Genomic DNA, 11,388 nt, shown 5'->3' on the forward strand with positions numbered 1-11,388 from the left:
TCACGATAATTTGTTTTCGTTAAGCGAAATTTTATCGGAGTAAGTCATCGACATCCTCACTCGCCTTACTGCGCGCCGGAACATAGACGAATAGGGGCGTCATCGACGGCATCGCGCTATCGAGCCAGGGCCGGGGGGGAATCGATAGCCAGTGCGTCAGCGGCGCGCGGGCCACCCAACTGGCCCCCATTTCGGCGAGCCATATCGAGACGCGTTGTGTCGGTGCGAGACGAACAGTTCCGCTATACCCGGCGCATCGGGGAGAAGCCCCTCGGCGGGGCGTGTTGAGGCACTCGTAAAACCTGCCGTTGGCAAGTTGGCGCAGTGTCTTCGATGCCGGGCGGCAGGTTCAGGCTCAGGCCTTGGGCGCCGGTTTGTCGTTTGCATTGCCCGAGGGCAATTGCGGCGCACTGACGAAGTCGTCGAGCGAAAGCCCCTTTTCCTTGAGCAGGGCTTCGAGCACCGGTTGCAGACGGCCAAGACTTTCCTGAACCGCTTCACGTACCGTGTCGACCACCACCTGCGTGCTACGTTCGATCTCGATGTTGATGCGCGTGCCGGCGACTTTGTCTTCGAACGTTGTCATCCGACGTGTCTCAGGAATCAGCCACACTTCGAACCAGCCTTCCTGCCGATTCACTTCCGAGACGGTCAGGCTCGCGCCATTGATCGCGATGTAGCCCTTTGCAAAGATGTACTTGCGGAACGCTTCGGGAATGGCGATGCGCAACACGCGATTGGTGTCCGACGTGCGTACGCTGAGAATTTCCGTCGAGAAGTCGATGTGACCCGAAAGCGGATGGCCACCGATTTCGGCACCATCCTTTGCCGCGCGCTCGACATTGACCAGCGCGCCGGTGCCGAAGCTGCCGAGCGTGGTGACGTTCAGGCTTTGGAGGATGACGTCGAACGATGCGGCGGTTGGCGAGAGCAGTTGGGTGACCGTCAGGCAGACGCCATCGACCGAGACGCTGGCGCCGAGTGTCAGGTCTTCGCAGAAGCCTTCGGGAAACGCCAACTCGAGGGTGCGCATGCCGTCGCGATCTTCGATGGATGACAGCGTGGCCGTGCCTTGAACAATTCCGGTGAACATCGTGATGTCTAGAGTCGTGGGTTGCTATGCCGCCGTATTCTACTGCCTTGCGCGGGTATGCCGCTCGTCGTGCGGCGTGCTACGATGCCGCCTTTTCACCGGATCGACAGGATCGATATGGGTTTCGAGGGCTGCCTGCTGGCGGAGGACTTCTACTATTGGGCGGAGACGTCGCCCGCGCCGGACGGGCAGTTCCACGGGGTGGTGCATTTCACCGGCTGGCGCGATGTAGATGATGTCATCGAAACGCTGGACCCGCCGCTCACCCACACCACGCCTGACGGCTACCGATGGGCTGGCGATGCGCTCGAAGCCGCTCACACGCTGGCAAAGGCGCTGGCCGCCGATGGCAGCCTCGGTATCGACCTCTGACCCTCCGGAATCCCTGAATTTGATTCAGCCTGCCTGATGCCTGGCGGGCAGCCCACAACGGACAGCATCATGACCCAGACAAAATTTGAAATTCAGAAACGCAAGGGCCTGAAGATTGACGCCGGTGTGCGTCGTGGCCCGCAAGGCGGCAAGCAGGTCGGTGCGCAAGGCAAACGCAATGCGGCCGGCAGCAAGCTGTTGGGGGCATTGCTCGGTGTCCCGTCGGACAAGACGGACGCTGCCGACACGGCCAGCACAACCCCGAGCGAGACGAAGAAGCAGGACGCCGGCCAGTCCTGAGCGGACACTGGCGCGCGGCTGACACCGCCGCGCTCAGCCCGCTGCGTCAGCCGGGCTATTGACGGGTCATCAGGGAGCCACCTCGCCCGACGGGGCGGGGCGGCCCGCAAATCAGGGCACTATCGCCAGGAACAGGAAGGTGGCGAACAGCACCAGGTGAACGGCCCCTTGCAGCACGGTTGTGCGTCCGGTGCCGAGCGTGATTACGCCGACGAGCAGCGTGACGGCGAGCAACACCATATCTTTCGGTGCCAGACCGAGTTCGATAGGCTGGTCGAGCAGCAACGAGACAGCCGCTACGGTCGGGATGGTCAGCCCGATACTCGCCAGTGCCGAGCCGAGAGCGAGATTCAGACTCGTCTGAAGTTTGTTCGCACGCGCGGCGCGCAGGGCCGCCAGGCCTTCCGGCAACAAGACCAGCGCTGCAATTACGATACCGACGACCGCCTTCGGCGCGCCGGCCACCGCCACGGCATTTTCCACGGCGGGGGAGAGCTTTTTCGCGAGGCCCACGACGGCCAGCAGCGCCACCACCAGCAGCCCCAGACTCAGAATGGCCGTGCGACGCGACGGCGGCGGCACGTGAATCTCTTCGCCCGGCGCTTTCGCAAGGAAGTAGTCGCGATGGCTCACCGTCTGCACGAACACGAACACTATGTACAGCACGAGCGAAATCATGCCTTCGAAGGCCAGTTGCGACGCTGTGAGCCCTGGGCCCAGCACCGAACTGGTGTAGTTCGGCAGAACCAGCGTGAGCACCGACAAGGCGCACAGCACCGCGAGCGCCGCACTCGCGCCTTCGACATGAAAGCCCTGTGTGTGGTGACGCACGCCGCCGAAAAGCAGGCACAGTCCCACGATCCCCGTCGACACGATCATGATGGCTGCGAACACTGTGTCGCGCGCCAGTCCCGCTTTGTCGGGGCCACCCGAGAGCATCACCGAGACGATCAGCGCCACTTCGATGATGGTCACCGCGACCGCGAGCACGAGTGTGCCGAACGGCTCGCCGACCCTGTGGGCGACGGTTTCGGCGTGATGAACGGCAGAGAACACGGCGCCGGCCAGTGCGACGCCGCATAGCGCAAGCGATGCACCATAAGGCAGGAACCCGGCGACGCCGAGTGCAACGAGGGCCAGGATTGGCATGTACATGGTCCAATGGACCAGCTTGGCGGTCTTTGAGGAGGACATCGTCGGAGACTCCAGAATTCGGGGAACGGATGCGGCTTGAGGTACGGCTGGTCAAGCAACGGCGGGAACGTTGCCCCGGTGAGAATGTTGGGGCGGCGACTCATGGTCGCAGAAAAGTGACACACCGACAACAGAAAGGCGTGGCATCGCCAGGTCGCCGGACGGGGCACACAGGTCTGCGCGAGAGGCGCATGGACAAACGATCTTCCGGGATGACGCTTCTGACGCCGAGCCGGAGGACGTCGGGAAATTCCATAGGACGAATGAGGAATTCGGAAGACGCCGCACTCACGTTGACACACGATGGACGTCAGGCGTAATGTTTCGTTCATTGGTCTTACCACTGAATGGCATTGTTTGGTGCTGCCGTTCGCCTTTATCGCCGACGCCATGTCCTTCGACCCCATCGTGCAGGTTTCCGTCTCTGAGCAAGTTGCGCAGCGTCTGCTCACGATGATTCGCAGCGGGCTGCTCAAGCCCGGTCAGCAGCTTCCGCCCGAGCGCGATCTCGCGAGCATGCTGGGTGTCGGTCGGCCGGCGGTACGCGAAGCGATTCGGGGGCTCGCGTTGCTTGGCTTGCTGCGTATCCGGCAAGGAGAGGGGACGTTCGTCGGATCGCTCGAGATGCGCGAATTGCTCGAGCCGCTCGAGATGGTCATCGAACTCAATGCGGGCACGCTCGAAGCGCTATTCGATGCGCGGCTGGTTATCGAGCCGGGTGTCGCGGCGCTTGCCGCCATGCATATCGGCGATACAGAGATCGCACGGCTGCACGCGCTCGTCGACGACGAACAGGCGCTCCTGGGCAATCCGGAAACGTTCTCGGCGGCGGATATGGCATTTCACGAGACGATCGTCGACGCCTGCGAGAACCCGTTCCTGCAAAGCATCTCGAACAGCCTCTATGTGCTGGGCAAGAAGAGCCGCCGCGTAACGTCGCAAGTCGAGGGGGTGCTGGCGCGCAGTCTTCAGGACCATCGCCATATTCTCGACGCCTTGGAGGCTCGCGACCCCGAGCAAGCGTCGCAAGCGATGCGGCGCCATCTTTGCCGCGTGCGCGACGCTTATGCGGCGTCGGGCAGCCTGGCAAAGGCGGCAGAAGGGACTGTCGACGTCTGATCTGCCCAACGACCGTCAGCGTACCCACCCCTATTCCAAACCTATTCGAACCGAATCCACAGGCCCACGAGGAGGCATCCATGACAGGCCGGCTGGCGGGTAAGACCGCCGTCATTACCGCTGCGGCACAGGGCATCGGCCGCGCAAGCGTCGAAGCCTACTTGCGCGAAGGCGCACGTGTGATTGCAACCGATCTGAACGCCGAGACGCTCGCGCAACTCGACGATCATCCCCATCTGCTGCGGCGTCCGCTCGACGTGACCGATGGCGCTGCGGTCACGGCACTTGCCCAGGAACTCGGTGCGATCGACGTGCTGTTCAACTGCGCGGGTTTCGTGCATCACGGCTCGATTCTGGAATGCGACGAAGCGGCGTGGGACTTCTCGTTCGATCTGAACGTCAAGAGCATGTACCGGACGACGCGCGCCTTCCTGCCCGCCATGCTGGCCGCAAGAGGTGGGGCGATCATCAACATGTCGTCGGCGGCGTCGAGCGTGAAGGGCGTGGCCAATCGCTGCGTCTACGGCGCGAGCAAGGCCGCTGTGATCGGGTTGACGAAGTCGATTGCGGCCGACTTCGTGACGCGTGGCATTCGGTGCAATGCCATCTGTCCCGGCACGGTGGAATCGCCATCGCTGCGCCAGCGCATCGCAACGCAAGCCGATGCGGCGGGCACGAGCCTCGCGGCAGTGCGCGAGCAGTTCGTGGCGCGTCAGCCGATGGGGCGCGTCGGCTCGCCGGGAGAGATTGCAGCGCTGGCCATCTATCTGGGTTCGGACGAATCCGCCTTTACCACCGGCGCCATCCATCTGATAGACGGTGGCTGGTCCAACTGATTTCGCAAGGAGAATTGCTTTGAAACTGCTGCGTTTTGGCCCGAAGGGCCGGGAAAAGCCGGGCTTGCTCGATGCAGACGGCCAAGTGCGTGACCTCTCCAACGTGCTCGCCGACATTACGCCGGAGACGCTGAGTCCGCAGGGGCTGGCAGCGTTGCGCGCGCTCGATGTGAGGTCGTTGCCGGTGGTGGCCTCGCCGGGACGTCTGGGTGTGCCGTTCTCGGGGCTGGGCAAGTTTCTGGCCGTCGGCCTGAACTATAGCGATCACGCGGCCGAGGCGGGGCTGGCCGTGCCGACCGAGCCGGTGCTCTTCACCAAGTGGGAGAACTGTCTGAACGGACCGAACGATCCCGTGGTATTGCCCAGGAATTCCGTGAAAGGCGACTGGGAGGTCGAGCTGGGTTTCGTCATCGGCACCACGGCACGCTATGTGCCGCTTGAACGGGCGCTTGATTACGTGGCCGGTTATTGCATTGTGAACGATGTGTCCGAGCGCGAGTACCAGATCGAGCGAGGTGGCACGTGGGACAAGGGCAAGGGCTTCGATACGTTCGGACCGGTTGGCCCGTGGCTCGTGACGACCGATGAGATCCGCGATCCGCAGCAACTCGGGCTGTGGCTCGACGTGAACGGCGTGCGCCGTCAGACGGGGAACACGTCGACGATGATCTTCAGCGTGGCGTATCTCGTGCACTACCTGAGCCAGTTCACCACCCTGAAGCCGGGCGATCTGGTGACGACCGGCACGCCCCCGGGCGTGGGCCTGGGTCAGAAGCCGCCGGTGTTCCTCAAGCCGGGAGACGTGATGCGTTTAGGCGTCGATGGTCTGGGCGAGCAAACACAGGAAGTCCACGCCTACGACACGCGCTGGCTCGATTGAGTGCGTGCCAGATTTTCTTCACATCCATCCTGTACGGTGACGAGTGTCGGGCGGCGTTGGCCGCCGTCATGTCAGTCATATACATCACATTCGTCATCGACAGCATTGGGAGCGATCCATCATGCAAGACCTGAGAGGTAAATTCGTTCTGATTACCGGCGCGAGCACCGGTATCGGCGCGGCGGCGGCCAAGGCCTTCGCCGCGCAGGGCGCAAACGTGGCTGTGCACTACAACCGCTCTGCGGACAAGGCGGAAGCGGTGGCCGAGGCGGTACGGGCATACGGCGTGAAAGCGATGACGGTCGCCGCCGATGTGGCGGATACCGGCGCTATCGATGCTGCGGTGGCGCATGTGCTCGATGGTTTCGGGCGCATCGACGTGCTCATCAATAACGCTGGCAGCCTTGTCAAACGCACGCCCTTCACCGAAGTCTCCGATGCCTACTTCGAAGATGTGCTCAACGTCAACGCGCGCTCGGTCGTCGCATTCTCTCGTGCTGTCGTGCCCGCGATGCGCAAGCAGGGCGGTGGTGCGATCGTCAACGTGACATCCATTGCCGCGCGTCACGGTGGCGGTCCGGGGGCCCTGATCTATGCGGCGGCCAAGGGGTTCGTGAGCACGCTCACGCGCGGTATGGCGAAGGAACTGATGCCGGATCGCATTCGTGTGAACGCCGTGTCGCCGGGCGTCATCATGACGCCGTTCCACGAGCAATTCAGCACCGAGGCGCAGATCGAGGCTTTCCGTCAGAGCATTCCGATGGGACGCCTCGGCGATCCGGACGAGTGCTCCGGCGCATTTCTGTATCTCGCATCGGAGACGTTGGCGAGTTATGTGACCGGACAGATCATCGAGGTCAACGGCGGGCAGTTGATGCTCTGACGCGGTTCGACGTCAGCCGTAAGGGCGACGCGGGCGATTGCCGCCACGCGTCCGGGCCCGGCGGGTCGCTCGTCTGAGGGCGGCGGTCCGCCGGGACAAATTCCGCGTTTCCCCCGGAAAATTCTGCATCGGCATTGCCGCACGACGCAAAATTGCGTCCAGCACGGCATTGCCGATTCGCTCCGCCGGCAAATGCTGGCACACTTGCTCCATTCGTCTGAATTTGGTCTGCGGCACTTGCGCGCAGGCACAACTATTGAGGGGCAAATGGAACGCTGTCCGTGGAGCGAAGGCTTCGACCAGTATCGCCGGTATCACGACGAGGAATGGGGGGTGCCGCTGCGAGATTCGCGCGCGTTGTTCGAGTTGCTGATGCTCGAGGGGGCGCAGGCCGGATTGTCCTGGTCCACGATTCTCAAGAAGCGCGATACCTACCGCAAGGCGTTCGACGACTTCGATCCGGCGCGCATCGCGGCATATGGCCCGGAGGACGAGGCGCGATTGATGGCGGACGCCGGTATCGTGCGCAACCGTCTCAAGATCAATGGTGTCATCAAGGGTGCCCGCGCCTTTTTGGCGATGGAAGCGGCGGGTACGCGCTTCAGCGAATTCGTGTGGCAGTTCGTTGGCGGTGAGCCGTTGCAGAACCGCTGGGCGGCGCTTAGCGAGGTGCCGGCAACCACGGCCGTCTCCGACGCAATGAGCAAGGCGCTGAAGAAGGCCGGATTCACCTTTGTGGGATCGACCATCTGCTATTCGTTCATGCAGGCAGCGGGGATGGTGAACGATCATCTCGTGGCGTGTCCGCGTCACAAGGCGGTGAAGGCACATGCGTTACCGGGCGGTAAGAGCGGTGTCGCGCAGGGCCGGAAACGCCGTGCGGGGGCGTCGTCGGCTACAATCGCGCCTGACGAATCAGGATCTGCCTAATGTTCAGCTACCGCCACGCCTTTCACGCCGGCAACCATGCCGACGTGCTGAAACACTTCATCGCCGTTGAATGCATCGATTACATGCGCCAGAAAGACACGGCGTTCTGGTACATCGACACGCATGCGGGCGCAGGCGGCTACGCGCTCGACGGCAAGTGGGCCGACAAGACGGGCGAGTTCGAGACCGGCATCGGCCGCCTCTGGACGCGCGACGACCTGCCGCCGCCTCTCGCGGACTACGTCGCGCTCGTGCGCGAATTCAATCCGGACGGCAAACTGCGCTATTACCCCGGCTCGCCATACTTTGCGCTGCAATTGCTGGGCGACCGCGACCGGTTGCGTTTGTTCGAGGCGCACCCGACCGAGCAGGAGGTGTTGCGTGAGAATTTCGAAGCGCAGGGCCGGGCTGTGGCGCGTCGCACGATGATTTTTGGTGCCGACGGTTTTGCGGGCCTCAAGACGATTTTGCCGCCTGCGCCGCGCCGGGCGTTCACGTTGATCGACCCATCGTATGAAGACAAGCGCGATTACACGCGCACGACGCAGACTGTGCAGGAAGGTCTCGATCGTTTCCCGACGGGAATGTATGCCGTGTGGTATCCGCTGGTGCAGCGCCGTGAGGCGTCGCAATTGCCGGGGCGCATGAAGCGTCTCACGATCGACGGACGACCGATCAAGAGTTGGGTGCATGCCGCGCTGACCGTTTGCAGTCCGGTGCCGGGTGGCATGGGGTTGCACGGCAGCGGCATGTTCATCGTGAACCCGCCGTACATGTTGCAGGACACCCTCAAGGCGACCCTGCCGTATCTGGTCAAGACGCTTGGTCAGGATAAGGGGGCCCAATTCCTGCTCGAAGGCCGGCAGAACTGAGGCGTTGCATCGAGCGCGCTCGGTGCGCGGCGCTCATTTGCCTGAAGCCGGTGCTTCGTACGGCAGCGACAGAAGCTCTTCCGGCGACAAATAGCGCCATTCGCCCAGCGCGAGATTGCCCATCGGCAGGCCGCCGATGGCGATTCTGACCAGCCCCTCCACCCGATTGCCTGCCGCTGCGACCATCCGTTTGACCTGGTGGTATTTACCTTGCGTGATCGTCAGGGCGATCTCGTGCGACGAGGGACTCATGACGTCGGTCGCGGCGAGCCTTTCGGTTTCGTCGCGCAGCAAAACGCCCTCGCGCAACGCCTGCAACATCTCCTCGGTGACCGGATGCTTGGTGGTCGCCACGTAGCGTTTGGGTACGTGGCGGCGCGGCGACATCATGGCATGCAGGAACGGCCCGTCGTCGGAGAGCAATAGCATGCCGGTCGTATCCTGATCGAGCCGGCCGGCCGGCTGCACACCACGCACCGCCAGCGGCAGGGGCAGCAGCGAATGCACGCCTTCGTGATGCGTCGGACTGGTGGAGCACTCAAAGCCCTCGGGCTTATTGAGCAGCACGTAGACGTGTTCGCGGTATTCCCACGGTTCGCCGTCAAGCGTGAACTGCAGGCCCAGCGGGTCTACCGTTTCGCGCGGATTGTCGTGCACCACGCCGTCGATGGCGAAAGCACCGGTTTGGATGAGCTTGCGGCACATTTTGCGACTGCCGAAGCCCTGCGATTGCAGTAGGCGATCTAACTCGATGATGCGTTCTCCGTCAGGCCATGTGAATTCAGGCCGCTATTGTAGCGGCCTGGACTCATGTGCCATAGCCTCGACGCCTGACGCTCATGCGCATGGGCGTGTTTGTCGCTTACTCGTCCTGCGTGGCGCCGCTGAAACGGCGGTAGATGAAGCGCGCGGCCCAGTCGAGCAGGAAGCCAAGGACGCCGATCACGAGAATGACGGCCGTCAGTTCCGAGTACGCAAGGCGATCGCGCGTGTCGAGGATCAGGTAGCCCAGTCCTGCGTTGACCCCCAGCATTTCTGCCGGTACCAGCACGATCCAGAGAATGCCGATCGCCAGCCGCACGCCGGTGAGCACGTGGGCGGCGATGCCGGGAACGTAGACATGCCAGAGCATTTCCCACCGTGTTGCGGCAAGGCTCTCGCCCAGTTGCACCCAACGGCGGTCGATATGGGTCACCCCCGCGGCCGTGCTCATGACCAGTGGCCACAGCGCCGCGAACGCGAGCAGGAAGTACACCGCCGGGTCGCCGACGCCTAGCGACATGACGGCAATCGGCATCCATGACAGTGGCGAGACCATCCGCAGGAACTGCAGCGAAGGCGTGAGCGCTTTATCCAGCCAGCGAATGCGTCCGATCAGAAAGCCCAGCGGAACGCCAAGGACGACGGCCCATGCCAGCCCGACGCCGATACGTCGAAGGCTGGACAACATATGCAGACCCAATTGTTCGTCGCGGATCAGGTCGGGCAGGGCGCTCAGGGCTGCCGCGGGCGAGAACTGTGCGGCGAGCGAGCCGGGCGTGGTGAAGGCCGCGATCCCGAGCCACCAGATCACAACGATGCCGGCCAGTCCCGCCAGGCCGAGCCATGTTTGCCGACCGAAACGTCCGATCGATTCACTCGTCGGCAAGTCGCGGGTTGCTGAGTTCGCCGTGTTCGCGTTCTCGGCGGCACGAGCGGACGCGAGATCAGACAACGATCACCTCCTGACGCGTGAAACCATCCGGCAGACCGAACGCCTTCATGCCGCCCACCGCCGCGATGCTCTTCTTGACGAACCGGTCGTCGACAAGATCGCGCGCAACAAATGCCGGATCGAGCTTCGCGAGGAATTGCGCATTGCCTTCGACCTGCGTCTTCTGCATATGACGCACGAGTGCTTCGGTATAGCTCGGATACGGGTACGGCTGGAAGTCGATACGCTTCTCGTGCCAATCGGCGTGAACGATCGCCTTGTCGGCGAGGTAGCGGCCCTGCTCCGACGCGGCCGGCGCCAGCACGCGCTGCAAGACCTGGAACGGATGCGGGGTATAGCGATTTTCGCCTTCCTTCGATAGCAAACGCGCCGCGTCTTCCGGATGCGCCCGCGTCCATGCCTGCGCCTTGACGATGGCATCGACGACCTTCTGCGACCATTCCGGGCGCGACGTCAGATCGCGCTCGTGCATCGTCACCACGCAGCACGCATGGTTCTTCCACACATCGCCGGTAAAGCGAAGCACCTTGCCGACCTTCAGGTTTTCGGCTGCCGCGTTGAACGGTTCGGCCACGATGTAGCCGGCGATCTGCTTGGCGGCGAGTGCCGGCGGCATGTCCGACGGCGCCATGACGATCAGGTTGACCTCGTTGGCCGCAGGCGCACCAGACTTCTTGAGGACGGGCGTGAGGCCGTTGGCGGCGAGCAAGCCTTGCAGCACGACATTGTGAATGGAATACCAGAACGGCACGGCCACCGTCTTGCCGCCAAGGTCGCTGAACTTGTTAATGTCGTTCGTCACGGTGATCGCGCTGCCGTTGACGTGATTCCATGCCACCACCTTGGCTTGGGCCTGACTGCCGTACCGGGCCCACACCGTCATCGGGGAGAGCAGGTGAACGACGTTGACCTGTCCCGAGAGGAAGGCTTCGATCAACTGGGCCCAACTGCGCAGCAGTGTTGGCTTTTCCGCCTTGATGCCAGCCTGCTCGAAATAGCCGTTGTTGTGAGCGACCAGTAGTGGCGTGGCGTCGGTAATCGGCAGATAGCCGATGCGCAACGGCGCGTCCGGTTCGGCGGCGGCGCGTGCGGCGGCTGAAGCCAGCAGCGGTGCGGCACCGGCCACGGTCATCATCGAAGCGAGTTTGAGCCATTCACGGCGGGAAATTTGGCACATGGTCTGGGAATCCCCGTA

The 11,388-nt window shown here is 63.0% G+C and carries 13 protein-coding genes; 8 read left to right on the top strand and 5 right to left on the bottom strand.

Translation table 11 applies throughout. The features are described 5' to 3' along the window. Positions 1-355: 355 nt before the first annotated feature. The gene (locus PCO31110_RS13565; RefSeq protein ID WP_010804614.1) at positions 356-1,093 is read right to left on the bottom strand and encodes a riboflavin synthase; all 738 of its coding nucleotides are present in this window, start codon (positions 1,091-1,093) and stop codon (positions 356-358) included. Positions 1,094-1,177: 84 nt separating this feature from the next. Here PCO31110_RS13565 and PCO31110_RS13570 point away from each other — a divergent pair, with 84 nt between their 5' ends. After that, complete coding sequence (locus tag PCO31110_RS13570) at positions 1,178-1,465, top strand: hypothetical protein (RefSeq protein ID WP_150690631.1); 288 nt, start codon at positions 1,178-1,180, stop codon at positions 1,463-1,465. 69 nt (positions 1,466-1,534) lie between these two features. Further along, complete coding sequence (locus tag PCO31110_RS13575; protein WP_010804616.1) at positions 1,535-1,765, top strand: hypothetical protein; 231 nt, start codon at positions 1,535-1,537, stop codon at positions 1,763-1,765. Positions 1,766-1,876: 111 nt separating this feature from the next. On the opposite strand, the gene PCO31110_RS13580 is transcribed toward PCO31110_RS13575, so the two are convergent. Then, positions 1,877-2,959 carry a calcium:cation antiporter gene (locus tag PCO31110_RS13580; RefSeq protein WP_150690632.1) on the bottom strand — a complete coding sequence of 361 codons (1,083 nt, stop codon included), beginning with the start codon at positions 2,957-2,959 and terminating at the stop codon, positions 1,877-1,879. Between the two features lie 390 nt (positions 2,960-3,349). Between PCO31110_RS13580 and PCO31110_RS13585 the strand changes: the two genes are divergently transcribed. From PCO31110_RS13585 to PCO31110_RS13610, 6 genes are all read left to right on the top strand, one after another. Beyond that, the gene (locus tag PCO31110_RS13585; protein WP_150690633.1) at positions 3,350-4,078 is read left to right on the top strand and encodes a FadR/GntR family transcriptional regulator; all 729 of its coding nucleotides are present in this window, start codon (positions 3,350-3,352) and stop codon (positions 4,076-4,078) included. An 80-nt stretch (positions 4,079-4,158) separates the two neighbouring features. Next, positions 4,159-4,914, top strand: coding sequence for an SDR family oxidoreductase (locus tag PCO31110_RS13590; RefSeq protein ID WP_150690634.1), 756 nt, complete (start codon positions 4,159-4,161; stop codon positions 4,912-4,914). Positions 4,915-4,933: 19 nt separating this feature from the next. After that, on the top strand, positions 4,934-5,794 hold the full coding sequence (locus tag PCO31110_RS13595) for a fumarylacetoacetate hydrolase family protein (protein WP_010804620.1): 861 nt from the start codon (positions 4,934-4,936) through the stop codon (positions 5,792-5,794). 121 nt (positions 5,795-5,915) lie between these two features. Then, positions 5,916-6,677, top strand: coding sequence for an SDR family NAD(P)-dependent oxidoreductase (locus PCO31110_RS13600; RefSeq protein WP_010804621.1), 762 nt, complete (start codon positions 5,916-5,918; stop codon positions 6,675-6,677). 267 nt (positions 6,678-6,944) lie between these two features. Then, entirely contained in the window at positions 6,945-7,607 is a 663-nt protein-coding gene (locus tag PCO31110_RS13605) for a DNA-3-methyladenine glycosylase I (protein WP_010804622.1), read from the top strand. Beyond that, on the top strand, positions 7,607-8,479 hold the full coding sequence (locus tag PCO31110_RS13610; RefSeq protein ID WP_150690635.1) for a 23S rRNA (adenine(2030)-N(6))-methyltransferase RlmJ: 873 nt from the start codon (positions 7,607-7,609) through the stop codon (positions 8,477-8,479). The genes PCO31110_RS13605 and PCO31110_RS13610 overlap by 1 nt, the downstream gene beginning before the upstream one ends. A gap of 33 nt (positions 8,480-8,512) precedes the next feature. On the opposite strand, the gene PCO31110_RS13615 is transcribed toward PCO31110_RS13610, so the two are convergent. From PCO31110_RS13615 to PCO31110_RS13625, 3 genes are all read right to left on the bottom strand, one after another. Continuing rightward, on the bottom strand, positions 8,513-9,232 hold the full coding sequence (locus PCO31110_RS13615) for a pseudouridine synthase (protein ID WP_036660888.1): 720 nt from the start codon (positions 9,230-9,232) through the stop codon (positions 8,513-8,515). A 109-nt stretch (positions 9,233-9,341) separates the two neighbouring features. Continuing rightward, a complete protein-coding gene (locus tag PCO31110_RS13620) occupies positions 9,342-10,193 on the bottom strand; it encodes an ABC transporter permease (RefSeq protein ID WP_010804625.1) in 852 nt (283 codons plus the stop codon). Next, positions 10,186-11,370, bottom strand: coding sequence for an ABC transporter substrate-binding protein (locus tag PCO31110_RS13625; protein WP_150690636.1), 1,185 nt, complete (start codon positions 11,368-11,370; stop codon positions 10,186-10,188). The genes PCO31110_RS13620 and PCO31110_RS13625 overlap by 8 nt, the downstream gene beginning before the upstream one ends. Positions 11,371-11,388 lie beyond the last annotated feature (18 nt).

The organism is Pandoraea communis, assembly GCF_902459745.1.
Taxonomy (GTDB): Bacteria; Pseudomonadota; Gammaproteobacteria; order Burkholderiales; family Burkholderiaceae; genus Pandoraea; species Pandoraea communis.

Excerpts from the sequence above, each read along its gene's own strand:
- PCO31110_RS13565 (WP_010804614.1), bottom strand. The coding sequence starts at position 1,093 with ATGTTCACCGGAATTGTTCAAGGCACGGCCACGCTGTCATCCATCGAA.
- PCO31110_RS13570 (WP_150690631.1), top strand. The coding sequence starts at position 1,178 with ATGCCGCCTTTTCACCGGATCGACAGGATCGATATGGGTTTCGAGGGC.
- PCO31110_RS13575 (WP_010804616.1), top strand. The coding sequence starts at position 1,535 with ATGACCCAGACAAAATTTGAAATTCAGAAACGCAAGGGCCTGAAGATT.
- PCO31110_RS13580 (WP_150690632.1), bottom strand. The coding sequence starts at position 2,959 with ATGTCCTCCTCAAAGACCGCCAAGCTGGTCCATTGGACCATGTACATG.
- PCO31110_RS13585 (WP_150690633.1), top strand. The coding sequence starts at position 3,350 with ATGTCCTTCGACCCCATCGTGCAGGTTTCCGTCTCTGAGCAAGTTGCG.
- PCO31110_RS13590 (WP_150690634.1), top strand. The coding sequence starts at position 4,159 with ATGACAGGCCGGCTGGCGGGTAAGACCGCCGTCATTACCGCTGCGGCA.
- PCO31110_RS13600 (WP_010804621.1), top strand. The coding sequence starts at position 5,916 with ATGCAAGACCTGAGAGGTAAATTCGTTCTGATTACCGGCGCGAGCACC.
- PCO31110_RS13605 (WP_010804622.1), top strand. The coding sequence starts at position 6,945 with ATGGAACGCTGTCCGTGGAGCGAAGGCTTCGACCAGTATCGCCGGTAT.
- PCO31110_RS13610 (WP_150690635.1), top strand. The coding sequence starts at position 7,607 with ATGTTCAGCTACCGCCACGCCTTTCACGCCGGCAACCATGCCGACGTG.
- PCO31110_RS13625 (WP_150690636.1), bottom strand. The coding sequence starts at position 11,370 with ATGTGCCAAATTTCCCGCCGTGAATGGCTCAAACTCGCTTCGATGATG.